Here is a 17,223-nt window from a genome sequence, read left to right as displayed (position 1 = left end):
TTAAAAAATTAATTATTCTAAGCTTTTATTTCTGAAAATAATGTGGTCAAACTTTCAGCCTTATTGGTTTGAACTTGGCTTTTCAAAGTTCCACCTTCAAACACGGCGAAAGTTGGTAAATTGTCAACCGTCGCCAATTTTCTGCTTTCTGGCAATTTCTCTGCATCCACGTAATAGAAAGGAATCTCATCATTTTCTGAAGCCAATTTTTTAAATTTCGGTTTCATAATTCTGCAGTTTCCACACCACGTTGCGCCATACTGAACCATCACTTTATCATTTTCACTTACAATCTGTTGCAAGTTGTCTTCTGTAAGTTCTATGTACATAATTTTATAAATTTAGCAATGTAACAGTTTAACAATTTACAAATAATTGATTCATTGTTAAACTGTTACATTTTCAGATTCTTATCTTAGTTTTTGCTGAAGTATTCTGCAACGCCAGTTCTGTTGGCATTCATTGCTTCTTTACCTTCTTCCCAGTTTGCAGGACAAACTTCGCCGTGTTTTTGAACGTGAGCATAAGCATCGATCAAACGAAGATATTCTTTCACGTTTCTTCCAAGTGGCATATCGTTTACAGACTCGTGGAAGATCTTTCCAGTTTCGTCGATCAAATAAGTTGCTCTGTAAGTTACGTTTGAACCTGTGTAAACCTCGTTTCCTTCTTCATCGTAATCCAAATCCTGATCTACAATTCCAAGGATGTTTGCCAATTGTCTGTGCGTATCTGCCAAGATTGGGTAAGTTACACCTTCGATTCCGCCGTTGTCTTTTGGAGTATTCAACCAAGCGAAATGTACTTCATTCGTATCGCAAGATGCACCGATGATGATTGTATTTCTCTTTTGGAATTCTGGCAAAGCTTCTTGGAAAGCGTGCAATTCTGTAGGGCAAACAAAAGTGAAATCTTTTGGATACCAGAACAAAATTACTTTTTGTTGGTTGTTTACTGCTTCTTCGAAAACGTTGATTTTAAGATCGTCGCCCATTTCGCTCATTGCATCAATCGCTACATTTGGGAATAATTTTCCTACTAATGACATAATATTTAAGTTTTATAAGTTTGTTAAAATTTGATAGTGCGAAATTACAAAGATTTTGTGAATTGAATATTAATTTTCGATTTATAAAATCTATCGAACCAAATGAATTTAAAAAAGCCATTGAATCTCATTTGTTTAATGATTATGACGATTTTAATTCATAATTAATCTAAATAATTCATCAGTTTCTAATCCAATTTCAAACAAAAATTTAACAATATGAATGAGGTAAATCGGAAAAATGAAATTAATTCTACAAAAAAACACCACGAAAAGTGATGTTTAATTTTATTTTACAGAGATCTTAAAAAGTCTGAGCTGTCAGATTTTAAAACTTCTCTACGCAATCTTTCATTCGTTTCATTGCTTCTCTCAAGTCGTCTTCCGAGGCTGCGTAGGAAAAACGTATGCATTCTGGACTACCAAAACTTACACCTCCGACACAAGCAACATTCGCATTTTCCAAAAGATACATCGCGAAATCGTCTGAATCTTTGATTTCGGTTCCATTCAGGTTTTTTCCGATGAAATAAGAAATATCCGGGAAGAAATAGAACGCACTTTTCGGAAGATTGCATTTGAATCCTTTGATGTCTTTCATCAAATCAAAAACGATGTCTCTTCTTTTGTGAAATTCTGTAAACATATATTGCAGTTCAGACGGATCCATTTGCAACGCTGTGATAGAAGCTCTTTGTGCAACTGTATTGGCGCCACTCGTCATTTGACCTTGAACTTTGTCGCAAGCTTTTGCCAGCCATTCCGGACATGCGGAATATCCAATTCTCCAACCCGTCATTGCAAACGCTTTACTCATCCCATTAATTACCGCTGTTTGCTCATAAACCTGTGGGAAACTTGCAATGGAAACGTGTTTGCCTTCATAATTAATAAACTCATAAATCTCATCGGAAATGATCGTGATGTCTGGATATTTTGCAATCACGTTGGCAATAGCTTCCAATTCTTCGCCAGTGTAATAACTTCCGGAAGGATTGCAGGGTGAGCTGTAAAGCAATGCTTTTGTCTTCGGCGTGATGGCTTTTTCCAATTGTTCTGCCGTGATTTTGAACTCCGTATCGATGGAAGTTTGTATGAAAACCGACGTTCCGCCAACCAATTTTACCATTTCGTCGTAGCTTACCCAATATGGAGCGGGAAGAATGACCTCGTCACCATCATTGATAATCGCCGATAAAACATTGATGATGGATTGTTTGGCACCGTTGGAAACACAGATTTGTGTCGGTTTGTAATCCAGATTGTTATCTCTTTTCAGTTTTTCTGATATGGCTTGCCTCAGTTCCAAAAATCCCGGAACGGGCGAATAGTGGCTGTAGTTTTCGTTGATGGCATCAAAAGCAGCTTGTTTTATTTTCTGAGGAACATCAAAATCCGGCTCGCCCAAAGTCAGGCTTATCACGTCTATTCCGGCAGCTTTCATCTCTCTTGCCTTGTTACTCATCACGAAAGTCTGAGAATAGCTCAGCCTGTTCAATCTATCAGAAATCTTACTCATTATTATTTTGTAATTAGATTAATGACAAATATAATTTTTTAAATTAAACCTCAAAAAGAGTATTAGGAAAAAATTGAATCAATAGTAATTATGGTTAAAGTAAATTATTTTTAAATTTAAACTAATGTTTGAAATATTGGTGGTGATTTTTACCGAAATAATGATAAAAAACAATTATTTGATGATAAATTAAATTAATAATTAATTATTTTTGTGTTTCTATTCGGAATTTATTTCTTTATAATTTTGAATTGAAAAATTATTTATTTAAAACACAAATTGATGAGTCTTAATTGTGCGAGATGTATCGCGGTTTTTTTTCTTTTGTTTTCAGTTTTGTTTAGTGCGCAAAGCATTAATCTTAATTCATTAGAACAAGAAATTATCCAAAACAACCGCCTAGGCAATTACAAACTTTCTCAGAAAAAATTATCCGATATTTTATTGAATGTTGATTTGACTAATGAGGAGAGAGCTCACGTTGTTTTTTTTATGGCGGCTACGTACCGCAGTGTTGGAGATTACACAATGTGCATCTATAATCTTGGCAGGTGTAAAACGCTTGCGGAGGAACTGCCTGCAGATCATCGGTTGAAAATGCGGATTGACTATGAATACGCGTTTGTTTACTTTGATAACAAAGATTTCCAGAAGTCGCGAGAGGTGATGAATCATATTGCGCTTCAGAATTATAAAAATCCTTTTCCGGAAGATCAATCCTATATATTGATGCAGGAAGGTTTTCTTTTTCAGGATGAGAGAAAATTTGAAGAGGCGGAAGCTAAATACAACGAGGCACTTAAAATAATGAAAACAGCAAGTCCTTGCAATCTTCCAACTGTTTTTGTGAAAATGATGACGCTGCAAGGCAAAAGGAAAAATGTAGAAAAAGCGGAACAGATCTATGAAAAAAGCCGGGCGCTATCGGACCGTTGTAATATTTTGAAATACAAGATTTTTGCAGCGTCGGAGATGGAGCGCATTTACAAAGAAAATAATCTTTTAGGAAAGGCTTACCTGATTGGTTCTGAACTGGACTCATTGAGAGGTTTGGAAGATATCGAATCTACGGTTTCGGAAATGCATCTTACGGACAAAGCTTACACAAGAAAGGGTGTCTTCATAAAAGAAGAATCTGAACATTGGAAAAACAATGTTTTTTTAATCTTTACGATTTTAATTGCTTGCGGGATTGTTTTCTATTATTATCAAAAGACATCCAAAATCAAAATTGATAAGCTGAAAATGATGCAGGAGTTGCAAGAAATGAAATTGGAAATTGATGCGTTTTCCGATACTCAAACCAAATTTTATAATGGCGAGAAACAGTTTTTTCTGAGTTCCGATGAGTTAACCAATCGTCAAAAAGAGTTGTTGATTCACATGGCGGATGGGCTTTCCAACAAAGAAATTGCCGAGAAACTTTTTATAAGCGAGAGTACGGTGAAATATCATATAAAAAATATTTACGGTATTCTTAACATCAAAGACCGAAAGGATTTTTTCAGAAGACTGAGTCAGAATTCCTAAAATCACCTACAACATACACCATACAAAGACTATCCTCAGGGATAGTTTTTGCTTTATACACAAGGGTTTAGGGTGTTATATTAGCATAATTATCAAGTAATTAATAATATTGCATTCCGTTTAGCGATAATGTAATAATCATTTGCTTTCGCTGTCGAGAAAATTATTGATTTTATCGGATTATTTCGCAATAAATACAATATTTTAAAATGAAATAATTCTTACCATATGTTAATATGAATAATAATTACATAATTTAATTTTGCACCCTCAAAAAACCAATTAAAACGATGATTAAAAATTACTTTCTGCTTTTTTTACTCTTATTTTCAAATTTATTTTTTGCGCAGACGGATTTGGTGAGATGGAATAAAGGAACAAACGTACCAACTGTTTCTGGAAGTCACTTAACTGCTGGGAATTTATCCGCCACAGTTAACCTTTCAAACTATGACTATTGGATTGGTGGCACCAAGTATAATGTTTTTGCAACTGGAGGTTGGCCAACGCCACAGCAGGCTATTGACTATTCTAAATACTTACAATTCACAATTCGTCCAGATAATTTGTACAAGCTGAATGTGACAGAATTTAATTTTCGTTGTATTATGCAAGGTGGGTCTGCGAAGATGAGGATTGACTACTCATTGGATGCCAATTTTTCTAATCCTAAAGAAGTTCTTGCAGAAACGACTATAACGTCAACTATGACCACTTTTGCACTTACCAATTTTCCTAAACCAATTGCAACAGATGGTCAGGTTTTGCATCTGAGAATGTATATCTATAATACAAACAATGCGATGCAACTACTTTTCAAAGAAGGTGATAACCATGGTCCAGTGTTCAAAGGTACAGTAGAGTCCAGCTCAACTACGCCCGTTGCATATAACGATACATATTCAAATTTTATTAATGATGATTTGGATTTGAATGTCCTCTCAAATGATGATTTCAGTAATACAGTTGATTCTATAAGGATTACACAACCATTACACGGAACCACTAAAATAAACCCAAACAATACCGTTAATTATCTACCCGATGAAGGTTATGCAGGTTCAGATACTTTTACATATTACATCAAAAATAAATTTGGAAAATCTAATACTGCCACAGTAACTGTTAATACAACTATCAACACGTCTACAACTTTGATTAGATGGGATAAAAATGATTTTCAGGGAACATCTCTTCAGCCATCGTTTATATCCTCTACTCAAATGACAAATGGAGGAGGTGTTACAGTTGCTAATGGTTCAGAAAACACACCGGTTTTTATATTTTCCAATCTATCAAGTTCTGCAACATTGGACAGTTCAAAGTATACGGAATTTGTTTTGTACAATAACAGTTCAATAAAAACAATTGAACCAAAATCATTCAACTTTACTGGTCGTGGATATATTGGTGGATCAGCGAATTATGAAGTGAGATATTCAAAGAATTCCAATTTTTCTTCTAATGTTTTTACGTTGTCTTCTGGAACTTTCAATGCTAGTTTCGAAGATAAAAAGTTCAACTTTAATTCTGATGTAAAAGTAGAGCCAGGAGAAAGGTTATACATTAGACTATATTTTTACAGAGTCAATGGGCAATATGCGATTCGATATTTAAACAATTCTCTAGGTCCCGCAATCGAAGGGATATTTTATAATCACGTTTATTCTTCTAACGGAACAATGTGGCACATGGCTACTCCTACAAGTCCAAATTGGAGCAACGGATTACCGAATGCCACCAGAAACGCCATCATTCAAACAAAATATGACACTTCCATCAACGGAAATTTCGAAAGCCAAAATCTGACTATCAATGAGGGAGGAACTTTGAACATCAATGCAGGCGGATACATTACTGTAAACGGTCAGATTGTAAATCGTAATTCTGCCGAGACTTCATTTGTTTTGGACAATGATGCTAACTTATTACAAAATACTGCTGCGCCAAACGTCGGAAAAATTACAGTTAAAAAATTAGCCGTAATGCCAAAAATGGGATACAATTATTGGTCGTCACCAGTAGATGGTCAGAATTTGTATCAGTTTTCAGCAGGTTACAATCAAGCGGTTGCAGCTAACTATAATCCAAACGGAACACCTTGGAACAGATTTTATGTTTATGACGAAAAAACAGATTATTTCAAAACATCTATTCCTGGTGAGATTACTCTCAATTCTGAATCTACATTCGAAAAAGCTAGAGGTTACGCCATCCGCGGAAAAAACAACTTCGATGTAAATATTACTAATACTACGCCAGTTGCAAATTTTGAATTTGTTGGAACACCTCGCAATGGCGATATTTCTTCCTATCCTTTAAAATGGACAGATGCCAACCACGGTTTCAATATGATTGGGAATCCATATCCATCAAATATTGATTTTGAAGATTTCTATGATCTTAACAAAACAAAAATAAATGCAATTGCCTATTTCTGGACCAACAATGATGGTAAATTTGTTGGACAGCAAAGCTCGAATTATGGAGGGAATAATTATGCGACTATTAATAATGGTGGAGGTGTTTCCGCAACCTATGTTGGAAATGCTAGCAAAAGACCGACAGGAAGTATTTCCGTAGGTCAAGGATTCATAATCCAAGCAATAGAAACAGGGAAAAATCAACCTTTGACTTTTAATAATAGTTTGAGAACAACTAGTGTAGCAAATTATTACAACAAAACCACAGTTCAGAAAAACAGATTCTGGCTAGAGTTCAAATCGCCAACAGATATCAATAATGAAATCCTGATTGCCTACATAAACAATGCAACCAATAATTTTGATAAAGATTATGACGCAGATCTTCTAGCGGTGGGAAGTGACTCTTTCTGGAGCGTTTTGGATAACCGCAAATTGGCGATCCAGTCAAAAAATCCCAACTTCAACCAAGACGATGTTGTAAGGGTTGGTTTCAAAGCATCAGTTTCAGGCAATTATACAATTTCTTTGACAGACAGAGAGGGGATTTTCGACTCCAACCAATCTGTATATTTGAAAGACCAAAACCTCGATAAGATTGTAGATATTACAGCGACTCCTTATGTTTTCTTCACAAATTCAGGACAATATGAAAACAGATTCGAGATTGTTTATAAATCTTCTGGAACTCTTGGAACTGGAGAAACTAATTCGAAAGGAATTATCGTTACAAAAAACAGCCAAAACTTTATCGTAAAATCTCCTGAGAATCTTGACGAAGTAAGCGTTTACGACGCATTGGGAAGATTGATTTATAATTCAAAAATTTCTACAAAAGAAGTTTTGATTAATAATGCCAATTTCGCCGAAGGACTTTACATCATCAAAGCAAGATCTGGAAGCACCATCGTAACCAAAAAAGTCTTGAAGTAAAATTATAAAACACAAATACCAATAAATTTTCTAAGACCATCAAAATTATTTTTGATGGTTTTTTCTTAATCTCATCTTAAAAATTCATAATTTCGCTCTATGTCATTAGAATTAGTTTTAAAATATTTCCCCAATATCACCAGCGAGCAAAAAGATCAGTTTGCTGAGTTAGAAATCCTGTACAAAGATTGGAATGAGAAGATCAACGTCATTTCCAGAAAAGACACAGACAGTCTCTACGAAAAACACATTCTCCATTCCCTCGGCATTGCAAAAGTGATGGAATTTGCTGACAATACAAAAATCCTAGACATCGGAACTGGTGGAGGTTTTCCTGGGATTCCGTTGGCAATTCTTTTCCCAAATGCACAATTTACGTTGGTGGATAGCATCGGTAAAAAAATCACGGTTGTGAAAGGTGTTGCAGAAAGTCTAGGTCTCAAAAATGTGACGGCGCATCATATGCGGGCAGAACAGTTGAAGGAGAAATTCCATTTCGTAGTCAGCCGAGCGGTGACACAGATGCCGGTTTTTCTAACGTGGCTTAGAGGGAAATTTGAAAAAGAGCAGTTCAATCCAAAGCACAACGGCGTTCTCTACCTCAAAGGAGGCGATTTGGCAGAGGAATTGGCAGGATTGCGATGTGAGATCTTCCAGCTCAAAAATTATTTCGAAGGCGAATTTTTCGATACCAAAAAAGTAGTTTATCTTTCCAAAGGTAATTTCAACAATTAAAAAAGAAACGATTATGAAGAAAGTATTTGTATTATCCATGATTTCGGTTTTGTCTGCAACAGCAATCTCTTGCAACAACAATGACGATTATCCAGAGATCACAGAGGTTTCCGCCAGAAAAATAGACAGTGTGAAAATTCCAATTGACACAATGACTTTGGGCGTGACGCAAGAGTTTAAAATATATTCGACTTTCACCCGAGGTTGCGAAGGCATCTACAGCTACGATTACAATTACACCAATGATTCCGTGCGAACCATCGCAAATTTCGCCTACAAAACCAATGAAGCTTGCGCCGATGGAACCTATGTAGATGGAAGCCGAATCAACTTCAAACCCGTAAAAACAGGAACTTACACTTTCAAATTTTTCAACGGAAAAGACACCGCTGGAGCCAATACTTTTTTTGAGAAGAAAGTTGTGGTAGAGTAGATTTTCCACCCTTTAGAGTCGGGGGAAAATTTATTTTTTTAGGAGCTATTTCCCGCTTTCCGTTGCAATCTTTTTTGCAGACAATTGGCATTAAGTTGAACTCGAAGTTTACGCAAAAAAGGATTTCCACTGCAATCGGGGCTATGGGTTTTGCAATCCAATCAGCTAAAAAAAAGTATAAAATTTGTCAATTCTTTTGGAATTCTTTTCCTCAATCTAAGTTATTTTTATCAATAAAAAATTGCTGTCATAAAAAATGAAAAAAATAGCTTACATAGAACTCGATACACACGCAGAATTGGCATCCAATTTTCATGAATTGACCAAGGATTCAAATGAGATTTCTGTGGATTTCTACTTCTCCGAAAAGATTTTCAAATTCCTGAACATTCACGAAAAAAATGTTTTTCTGACCGATTATTCTGAGCTTTTGGAAATTCTCGAAAAGAAGAAATATGATTTGATTATCATTGGAACGGTTCATCGGCATTTCAATTTTTATAAAGCGATTGTTCAGAAATTCAACACAGCGATTCTTGTTCATAATCTGAATTTTACCAAAGCTTCGACTTGGCAATTATTCAAAAGTATTTTCAAAAAAGATTTTAAGTACCGTCTGAAATTATTTCTGAAAGAAGGACTTTTGGAAGCACCGAAAGTTTATCAAAAATCAAAGTATCTTGTGGGAATTGATGAATGGATGTCAAAACAAAATAATCTTGAATTTTTACCAATCTATTTTAATCAATTCACTTCTCAAAAATCGCAAGAAGAAATAATCAAAATTGTAATTCCGGGCGCAGTTTCGCAAAGTAGGAGAGATTACGATTCATTTCTTGAAAATTTGAAAAAGTTCAAAGATATTGGAATAAACTATGAAATTATTTTTCTAGGGAAAGCTTCAGGAAAAGAATTAGAAAAATTAAAGTTATTTTCAGGTAATGTACCACAATTTATTAAAATTCAGTATTTTGAAGAAAAAATAAAACAGAACATTTTTGATGATTGGATGAGAAAATCAGACGTTCTATATTGCCCAATTCAAAAAGAAACCGAATTTTTCTCTATCAATGAAGGTTATGGAAAAACAAAAATAAGTGGCAATATCGGCGACGCAATCAAATACGGAAGACCAGCAATTTTCCCAGAGACATACAAGTCAGATTTAGAATTTATTATTAAAGAAAAATCAGACTTACAGGCTCAATTTTCGGAAGTTAAAAATCAAAGTTTTAATTTTAGTAATTATTCAAAAGAAAATATTTCAAAAAAAATATCGACATTAGTTGAAACCCTAATCAATAAAAATACTTAGATGAAAAATCATACATTAATAGCTATCATTTCGTTGGCTATTCTCACTTTAACTCATTTGGTTTACCTATTTCCGCGCATTGGTTTCTCAGAAAAACTATATATGGTAACGGGAATGTTGCAGGTTTTGGCCTATGCTGGACTTACTGCTTTTTTCATTAAACTATATCAAAAACAGAAATGATATGAATGAAGAATTTAATGAGTTATTTGATATAAAACAACAAAAAGAAACCAACGACAATCTTTCAAATCCAAAACAAAACGTACTGATTCACACCGTTGTAAGAGTTGTTGTTCTGATTGTTACCATAATTGGAGTTTGTGCAATCTTGTTTGTGGCTGCGCTCGACGCAAATATTCAACTTGCTATTTTGGGCGCTGCGATCATTCTGGGATGGTTTGGATTTATGATTTTTGAAGCTATAAAATTGACCAAAAGAAACTGTCGAGAATTAGCCAATTCAAATATTGTTTTGATAATTATTGCAATCCTCGTGATAATGGGAATTACAGTCAATGTTTTGTAACAAAATTATCTTTCTTCAAAAAACTCTTTTTCAAAACCACTTTCGATTTTCTCAAATGTTTTACAGAATTGAATCTGACCCTTTCATTGTACAAAAACCAACCGCCAATACAACCAATCGCGCTACCAATTAAAATTTCTACCAATCTCATTTGCAAAAGATAATCAGGATTAAGTGAAGTAGAACTTCCGGTTTCAGCCAAGAGAATTCCCATTGGTGTGAGAAACATTACAGCTAATGCATAATGTCTTGTAATCAACATTTCAACAATGATTTGAAGTGTGATAATGGAAACACAAATCAACAATGGCGAAGTGACATAAGAGAAAATCAACCAAGCGATTCCAAGTCCAATCGTGGTTCCGATAATTCTGTGCAAACCACGTTTCCAAATATGATATTGATTCACGCCTTGCAAAACTGCCAAGCTGGAAATCGGAATCCAATAAGGATAATCAAGATTGAAAAACTTCCCAATGAAAACTGAAACCAACATACAAATCCCGATAATAAAAGATTCTACAAGATTCACATAAGGATTGATATGAAAAGTCGTACGATTTTTATTCGATTCTTTTTTGGAGTTTAAAACACTGTAAATTAAACAAATAAGGCAAGCATTCACAGTTCCAATCGTGAAAATCCCAACCCGTTTCGGAATCAATTCTAAATCGTGTGGAAGTCCGATTGCCATAGAAGCCATCATGATGAAGAAAAAACTCCCCGGCGGTTTCAGATTAAAATATCTTGCAATGTAATATGCAATCGCCGAAAAAATACCGAAAACCAAAGACCCAATCCAAAGATTAAAACTAAAAGTCAATCCTAAACCATACGAAATTATCATCCCAAATGAGCAGACAAACATCTTCATCATCGTCTCAATAAAATCGCTACTGCTGGGAATATAAATGATAACCAATCCCGCCAAACTTGCTGTGAGAGCAGATCTGATATCGCCCAAAAAGTAGCCAAAAATCAGCGGAATCCCAACTGCCAATCCAGCCAAAAATGGAATATGCCAACTTCTTGGCGAAGGTTTTAGTTTGAAAAAAGACAGGAATTCTTGCTTGATATATTCGGCGTTCAAAATTACTTTTTATTGAGTTTTAGACAGTTATTAGATTCATTTTTTACGCTTGCAAAATTACCTCATAATTGTTGAAATTCAAATTTATAACGACTGAGAAATTGCATAAAAAACGCTATTTTTGTTATCTTAAAATTTTGAGAATAGAATGGATTATCTGAAAGGATTGAACGAGCCTCAGTTAGAAGCAGTTACCACCTTGCAAGGACCGCTGATGGTTTTGGCAGGCGCAGGTTCTGGCAAAACGCGAGTGCTCACGATGAGAATTGCGCATCTGATTACGAATGGAGTGGACCCTTTCAATATTTTGTCTTTGACTTTTACCAACAAAGCGGCGAAGGAAATGAAAGAACGTATCGCAAAACTCGTTGGAGACAGCAATGCGCGTTCGCTTTGGATGGGAACTTTTCACTCGGTTTTTGCAAGGATTTTGAGAAGCGAAGGTCATCATCTCGGTTATCCTTCCAATTTCACGATTTACGATATGCAAGATGCTCTAAATGTGATGAAAAAGGTCATCAAGGATATGAACATCGATTCGGACGTTTACAAAGCTAAGAAGGTTTTATCGAGGATTTCTCAGTATAAAAATAATCTAATTACAGTCAATGCTTACTTCAACAATCCAGAATTGATGGAAGCTGACGAGAAAGCCAATATGAAACACATCGGCAATATTTATAGAAAATACGTCGAAGCTTGTTTCAAAAATGGCGCAATGGATTTTGATGATTTGTTGTTGAAAACCAATGAATTACTGACTCGTTTTCCAGAAGTTTTAGCGAAATATCAAGACAGATTCAGATATATTTTGGTTGATGAGTACCAGGATACAAATCATTCCCAGTATTTGATTGTCAAAGCTTTAGCTTCAAAATTTGAAAATATTTGTGTGGTTGGAGACGATGCTCAATCAATTTACTCGTTCCGTGGTGCAAATATTCATAACATCTTGAATTTCAAAAAGGATTATCCTGATGCGATGACGGTTTCTCTTGAGCAAAATTACCGTTCCACGCAAAATATTGTGGATGCGGCGAATGTTGTAATCTCCAAAAATTTACAGCAATTCAAGAAAAATGTCTTCAGTGAAAATGAAGTTGGAGAAAAAATAAAAATCTACCGAAGTCTTTCTGATGCGGACGAAGCGAATTTTGTTTCTGCCAATATCTACGAATTACACAACACGCAACAACGTCATTTTTCAGATTTTGCGATTCTTTACAGGACTAATTCCCAGACGAGAGCCTTTGAAGATGCGTTGAGGAAAAAGAATATTCCGTACAAAGTTTATGGCGGATTGTCTTTCTATCAAAGGAAAGAGGTAAAAGATTTGGTAGCTTATCTTCGGATTTTGGTTAATGAAAATGACTCCGAAGCGTTATCAAGAATCATCAATTATCCGGCAAGAGGAATTGGGGAAACGACTCAAAACAAATTGGTGGTTTTCGCAGATTCTCAAAACGTTCCGGTTGCTCAAGTTCTCGATAATCTTGGTTTTTATGCGCCACAATTAGGTCTTAATAATGGAATTCTCACAAAGTTAGGCGATTTCTGGGCAATGATAAAAGCCTTCCAAGTAATGCTGAAAACAGACAATGTTTACGACGTTGCAATGGAAGTGGCGAAACGAAGTGGTTTGATTAAGTTTTTAAAAGAAGACGCAACACCAGAAGGGATTTCAAGAGTAGAAAATATTCAGGAATTACTGAACTCGATGCAAGGTTTCATTGAGGAACAGACTCAGATTGAAGGTGGTGACCCGAGTTTGTCCAACTTTATGGAAAATATTGCTTTGTCATCTGATACTCAAAATGATAAAGACGACGATAAAGATAAGGTTTCATTAATGACTATCCACTTGTCAAAAGGTTTGGAATTCCCTATAGTTCATTTAGTTGGACTTGAGGAAAACCTTTTCCCAAGCTTTATGAGTTCGTCCACAAGAGAAGAATTGGAGGAGGAAAGACGTTTGTTTTATGTGGCTTTGACGAGAGCCGAGAAACAAGTATTTTTCACTTACGCCGTTTCCAGGTTCCAATGGGGAAAAATTACCGATGCAGAACCTTCGAGATTTTTGAGCGAAATAGACGCTAAATATGTCGAAATGATCAATCCAGTTGCAGAATTGAAATTCATCAATCGCTCCGGAATTGATTCTAATATCTTTGATGACGCGCCTTCCGAACCTCGATTTTTCAAAAAGAAAGAGGAGAAAAAAACGCTGGAACGCAACTTCAATGCCCCAGTTCCAAAACAATTAAAACCGATTGCGACGGCAAAAATCATCAATCCAAGTGGTTCATCTTCACAAGATATCGAAGTTGGTGACAACGTAAGACACGACCGTTTTGGTGTTGGAACCGTTGAGTTTTTAGATGGAACCGACCCGCAAAATATCAAAGCAAAAGTGATTTTCAAAAACGAAGGAGAGAAAAACCTTATCTTGAAATTCGCTAAATTGACTAAGATTTAAAAAGAAACAAGAATAAAGGCAAAAGATTCAAGAAAATAATTTTTTTAACCACAAAAGCCACAAAAGAATTAGGGAAATTAATTCTTGAGAAAGAACAAAAAAGAATTACATCATCATAAAACTTTTTTGAGCTTTTTCTTTTGAAAATCTTAGAAAACAAAAAACTTTTGTGACTTTTGTGGTTGATATTTTTTACATTAATATTATAAAAAGCTAAAAGCAATTTGCCAGAAGCCAAAAACAAAACTATGATTCGAGCAAAAAACATACATAAATTCTATGGAACTCTGGAAGTTCTGAAAGGCGTAGATATCCATATTAAACCAAGTGAAGTCGTTTCTATCGTTGGTGAATCAGGAGCTGGAAAATCAACATTGCTTCAGATTTTGGGAACTTTGGACAAGCCTTCTGATATAGATAATTATGGAACAGAAATCACTTTGGATGGGAATTCTTATCTGAAAATGAAAGATAAAGAACTATCCAAATTCCGAAATAGAAATATTGGTTTTGTCTTCCAAAATCATCAGCTTCTACCGGAATTTACAGCGTTGGAAAATGTTCTCTTGCCTTCAAGAATCGGCGGAATTGCTGAAAAAGAAGTGATTGAAAAGGCACATTCTTTATTTGAAGATTTAAATATCGCAAGTCGATTGCATCATAAACCTTCGGAACTATCGGGAGGAGAAGCACAAAGAGTTGCAGTTGCAAGAGCATTAATTAATTCTCCAAAAATCATTTTTGCTGATGAACCAACTGGAAACCTCGATTCCAAAAATGCAGATGCACTTCATCAATTATTTTTCGATTTAAGAGACAAATACCAACAGACTTTTGTGATTGTCACGCATAATTCCGTTTTGGCAGAAAGTACAGATAGAAAGTTGGTAATGAAGGATGGGCAGATTGTTTTGTAAATCTCATAAGAATTTTATTAATCAATTATATCATTTTTAATTGATTATTCGTTTGATTGAAAACTAATATTCTTTGAAACCATTTCTATTTTTTATTTTTTCAGTTATTTTAATTTCCTGCGAAGTCAAATCTCAGGAAAATCAATCATTTTCTTCTGTAAAATCAGAAAATAATCTTTCTCAAAAAATATCAGATTTAAAGACATTTATAAAAAATTCGGATTACAATCAGGACAAAGCATTTTTAATTGATTTCTCGATTCCATCTTCACAATTCCGCTTTTTCGTCATCGATTTGAAAACAGGGAAAGTTATCCAAAAAGCTTTGGTTGCTCACGGTTCTGGTTCTGAAGCTGGAAAGCAAAAAGAGCAATTGAAATTCAGCAATCAAAATAATTCCCGTTGTTCATCACTTGGAAAGTATGCGATTTCGGAAAAATACAAAGGTCAATTTGGTTTATCTTATAGATTGGACGGATTGGATGAAACCAATAGCAATGCAAGAAAACGAGCGATTGTTCTCCATAGATTAGATTGTGTTCCGGATACAGAACAAAAAGATGAAATCTGTTTGAGTTGGGGATGTCCGATGGTTTCTGATAATTTCTTTAAGATTTTGGAACAACATATTGACAAATCTGATAAAAAATTGATAATTTACGCCTACAATTAATTTTCAAACTAAGAACTTAAAAAACTTTGAACCTAAAATCCCTTGCGGAAGACGACCGCCCAAGAGAAAAATTCCTGTTGAAAGGAAAATCGGCAGTTTCGGATTCGGAATTGTTGGCAATCATTATGGGAAGCGGAAATCGGGAAGAATCTGCTGTGGAATTGGCTAGAAGAATTTTAAATTCCGTGGAAAACAATTGGCACAGATTAAGTCAATTATCAATTAAAGACTTAATGAAATTCAAAGGAGTAGGCGAGGCGAAAGCGATTTCTATTGCTACAGCTTTGGAAATCGGAAACAGAAAATCTCAGCAGGAAGTTTTGGAAAGACAGCAAATCTCAAGCAGTAAAGATGTTTTCGAAGTTTTACAACCGCATTTGTCAGATTTATCAACAGAAGAATTCTGGGCGGTTTTCCTTAATCATCAAAATAAAATCCTCTATAAAACCTGCCTTTTCCGAGGTGGAATTGCGAGTTCTGTGGCTGATGTAAGAGTGATTTTCAAATTGGCTTTGGAACACTTTTCAACAAGAATCATTGTTGCTCACAACCATCCGGCTGGCAGTTTGAAACCGAGCAAAGAAGATATCAACATCACTCAAAAAATCAAAGACGCAGGAAAATTATTGGACATCGATTTGCTGGACCACTTGATTCTGACGCAGAATAATTATTATAGTTTTAAAGACGAAGGGATTTTGTAATGATAGAAAGAGTTAAGTATCAAGATATTGATTTCAAAAAATATAACAATTGCATAGAAAATTCTGTTCAAAAAAATTTCTATTGTGAAAAAGAAACGCTGGATTTCTTGAGCAAAAATTGGGAGCTTTTGGTTTATGGTGATTACGAAGCTGTGATGCCGATTCCGTTTGTGAAAAAGACTTTTTTCAAATTGGTTTTGATGCCTTTGTTCTGTCAGCAATTGGGAATTTTTGGGAAGTCTGATAAAATAATCAATGAAAAATTCCTTAAGTTTTTAAGGTCCAATTATAACGTTATCAATTATAGTTTTAATTTCCAAAATGACTTTGAAAGCGAACTCATTACAAAGAAAAATTTCTTTCTCCCAGTTCAAGAATACGCTTTTCTTAGACGCAAAAAATATTTCAAAGGAAGAAAATCAACGGTGAAAACCGCGCAATATCTGGAGTTCAGAGAAGTATTTGCAGAGAAAGATATTTTGGAATTCATCAAAAATAATTTCAAAGGTTTGGAAAAGGAGAGTGATATGGATTTTTTCATCAAATATCTTTTGTTTTTGAATCAGAAAAAGCAACTGAAAATGTTTGGAAGTTATTATGAAGAAAATTTAACAAACGTCGCAGTTTTGATTGATAATGAAAACTATTTCTCGCTTCTCGGGCTTTTGAATAACGAAGAACTAAAAAACCACAACGGCGCATCGTTCCTGATAGACAGGATTTTAGATTTGAATATTGAGACAAAAGCCTTCAACTTTATGGGCGGAAGCATCCGTGGAATCGAGGTTTTTTTCAAAAGTTTCGGCTCCGATTTGCAGGAATATCACGTGATTCAGAATTCTAAAAAAGATTTGATTAAAAATTGGCTAAAAATTTCTTAATTTTGCAGTCCGATTTC

At 34.9% G+C, this 17,223-nt stretch carries 16 protein-coding genes; 12 read left to right on the top strand and 4 right to left on the bottom strand.

What is annotated here, in order from left to right:
- Window positions 1-17: 17 nt before the first annotated feature.
- From B0I22_RS05575 to B0I22_RS05565, 3 genes are all read right to left on the bottom strand, one after another.
- Window positions 18-329 carry a thioredoxin family protein gene (locus tag B0I22_RS05575; RefSeq protein WP_133943655.1) on the bottom strand — a complete coding sequence of 104 codons (312 nt, stop codon included), beginning with the start codon at window positions 327-329 and terminating at the stop codon, window positions 18-20.
- A gap of 86 nt (window positions 330-415) precedes the next feature.
- A complete protein-coding gene (locus tag B0I22_RS05570; protein WP_133943654.1) occupies window positions 416-1,048 on the bottom strand; it encodes a peroxiredoxin in 633 nt (210 codons plus the stop codon).
- Between the two features lie 328 nt (window positions 1,049-1,376).
- Window positions 1,377-2,567: a pyridoxal phosphate-dependent aminotransferase gene (locus tag B0I22_RS05565; RefSeq protein WP_133943653.1), complete on the bottom strand. Its 1,191-nt coding sequence runs from the start codon at window positions 2,565-2,567 to the stop codon at window positions 1,377-1,379.
- Between the two features lie 282 nt (window positions 2,568-2,849).
- Here B0I22_RS05565 and B0I22_RS16240 point away from each other — a divergent pair, with 282 nt between their 5' ends.
- From B0I22_RS16240 to B0I22_RS05530, 7 genes are all read left to right on the top strand, one after another.
- Window positions 2,850-4,097 carry a LuxR C-terminal-related transcriptional regulator gene (locus B0I22_RS16240; RefSeq protein WP_133943652.1) on the top strand — a complete coding sequence of 416 codons (1,248 nt, stop codon included), beginning with the start codon at window positions 2,850-2,852 and terminating at the stop codon, window positions 4,095-4,097.
- Between the two features lie 290 nt (window positions 4,098-4,387).
- Window positions 4,388-7,453 (top strand): Ig-like domain-containing protein, encoded by a 3,066-nt coding sequence (locus B0I22_RS05555; protein WP_133943651.1) that lies wholly within the window; start codon window positions 4,388-4,390, stop codon window positions 7,451-7,453.
- Window positions 7,454-7,552: 99 nt separating this feature from the next.
- A complete protein-coding gene (gene rsmG / locus B0I22_RS05550; protein ID WP_133943650.1) occupies window positions 7,553-8,188 on the top strand; it encodes a 16S rRNA (guanine(527)-N(7))-methyltransferase RsmG in 636 nt (211 codons plus the stop codon).
- 13 nt (window positions 8,189-8,201) lie between these two features.
- Window positions 8,202-8,621, top strand: a complete 420-nt coding sequence (locus B0I22_RS05545) for a hypothetical protein (protein WP_133943649.1) — start codon at window positions 8,202-8,204, stop codon at window positions 8,619-8,621.
- A 256-nt stretch (window positions 8,622-8,877) separates the two neighbouring features.
- The gene (locus B0I22_RS05540) at window positions 8,878-9,936 is read left to right on the top strand and encodes a hypothetical protein (protein WP_133943648.1); all 1,059 of its coding nucleotides are present in this window, start codon (window positions 8,878-8,880) and stop codon (window positions 9,934-9,936) included.
- The gene (locus B0I22_RS05535) at window positions 9,937-10,119 is read left to right on the top strand and encodes a hypothetical protein (RefSeq protein ID WP_133943647.1); all 183 of its coding nucleotides are present in this window, start codon (window positions 9,937-9,939) and stop codon (window positions 10,117-10,119) included.
- Window position 10,120: 1 nt separating this feature from the next.
- Entirely contained in the window at window positions 10,121-10,465 is a 345-nt protein-coding gene (locus tag B0I22_RS05530; RefSeq protein WP_133943646.1) for a hypothetical protein, read from the top strand.
- Here B0I22_RS05530 and B0I22_RS05525 read toward each other — a convergent pair.
- On the bottom strand, window positions 10,452-11,555 hold the full coding sequence (locus B0I22_RS05525; protein ID WP_133943645.1) for an FUSC family protein: 1,104 nt from the start codon (window positions 11,553-11,555) through the stop codon (window positions 10,452-10,454). The genes B0I22_RS05530 and B0I22_RS05525 overlap by 14 nt on opposite strands.
- A 148-nt stretch (window positions 11,556-11,703) precedes the next feature.
- Between B0I22_RS05525 and B0I22_RS05520 the strand changes: the two genes are divergently transcribed.
- The 5 genes from B0I22_RS05520 to B0I22_RS05500 all read left to right on the top strand — a co-directional run bounded on the left by B0I22_RS05520 (window position 11,704) and on the right by B0I22_RS05500 (window position 17,206).
- Window positions 11,704-14,031, top strand: a complete 2,328-nt coding sequence (locus B0I22_RS05520; RefSeq protein WP_133943644.1) for an ATP-dependent helicase — start codon at window positions 11,704-11,706, stop codon at window positions 14,029-14,031.
- A 248-nt stretch (window positions 14,032-14,279) separates the two neighbouring features.
- Window positions 14,280-14,948 (top strand): ABC transporter ATP-binding protein, encoded by a 669-nt coding sequence (locus B0I22_RS05515; RefSeq protein ID WP_133943643.1) that lies wholly within the window; start codon window positions 14,280-14,282, stop codon window positions 14,946-14,948.
- 73 nt (window positions 14,949-15,021) lie between these two features.
- A complete protein-coding gene (locus tag B0I22_RS05510; protein WP_133943642.1) occupies window positions 15,022-15,621 on the top strand; it encodes a murein L,D-transpeptidase catalytic domain-containing protein in 600 nt (199 codons plus the stop codon).
- 26 nt (window positions 15,622-15,647) lie between these two features.
- Complete coding sequence (gene radC, locus B0I22_RS05505) at window positions 15,648-16,325, top strand: RadC family protein (RefSeq protein WP_133943641.1); 678 nt, start codon at window positions 15,648-15,650, stop codon at window positions 16,323-16,325.
- Complete coding sequence (locus tag B0I22_RS05500; protein ID WP_133943640.1) at window positions 16,325-17,206, top strand: hypothetical protein; 882 nt, start codon at window positions 16,325-16,327, stop codon at window positions 17,204-17,206. The genes radC and B0I22_RS05500 overlap by 1 nt, the downstream gene beginning before the upstream one ends.
- Window positions 17,207-17,223: the final 17 nt, after the last annotated feature.

This window comes from Epilithonimonas xixisoli, assembly GCF_004365655.1.
Classification (GTDB): domain Bacteria; phylum Bacteroidota; class Bacteroidia; order Flavobacteriales; family Weeksellaceae; genus Epilithonimonas; species Epilithonimonas xixisoli.
This window is presented reverse-complemented; position numbering and strand designations above follow the sequence as displayed.

Excerpts from the sequence above, each read along its gene's own strand:
- B0I22_RS05530 (WP_133943646.1), top strand. The coding sequence starts at position 10,121 with ATGAATGAAGAATTTAATGAGTTATTTGATATAAAACAACAAAAAGAA.
- B0I22_RS05520 (WP_133943644.1), top strand. The coding sequence starts at position 11,704 with ATGGATTATCTGAAAGGATTGAACGAGCCTCAGTTAGAAGCAGTTACC.
- B0I22_RS05545 (WP_133943649.1), top strand. The coding sequence starts at position 8,202 with ATGAAGAAAGTATTTGTATTATCCATGATTTCGGTTTTGTCTGCAACA.
- B0I22_RS05565 (WP_133943653.1), bottom strand. The coding sequence starts at position 2,567 with ATGAGTAAGATTTCTGATAGATTGAACAGGCTGAGCTATTCTCAGACT.
- B0I22_RS05555 (WP_133943651.1), top strand. The coding sequence starts at position 4,388 with ATGATTAAAAATTACTTTCTGCTTTTTTTACTCTTATTTTCAAATTTA.
- B0I22_RS05515 (WP_133943643.1), top strand. The coding sequence starts at position 14,280 with ATGATTCGAGCAAAAAACATACATAAATTCTATGGAACTCTGGAAGTT.
- B0I22_RS05540 (WP_133943648.1), top strand. The coding sequence starts at position 8,878 with ATGAAAAAAATAGCTTACATAGAACTCGATACACACGCAGAATTGGCA.
- rsmG (WP_133943650.1), top strand. The coding sequence starts at position 7,553 with ATGTCATTAGAATTAGTTTTAAAATATTTCCCCAATATCACCAGCGAG.
- B0I22_RS05535 (WP_133943647.1), top strand. The coding sequence starts at position 9,937 with ATGAAAAATCATACATTAATAGCTATCATTTCGTTGGCTATTCTCACT.
- B0I22_RS05570 (WP_133943654.1), bottom strand. The coding sequence starts at position 1,048 with ATGTCATTAGTAGGAAAATTATTCCCAAATGTAGCGATTGATGCAATG.
- B0I22_RS05500 (WP_133943640.1), top strand. The coding sequence starts at position 16,325 with ATGATAGAAAGAGTTAAGTATCAAGATATTGATTTCAAAAAATATAAC.
- B0I22_RS05575 (WP_133943655.1), bottom strand. The coding sequence starts at position 329 with ATGTACATAGAACTTACAGAAGACAACTTGCAACAGATTGTAAGTGAA.
- B0I22_RS16240 (WP_133943652.1), top strand. The coding sequence starts at position 2,850 with ATGAGTCTTAATTGTGCGAGATGTATCGCGGTTTTTTTTCTTTTGTTT.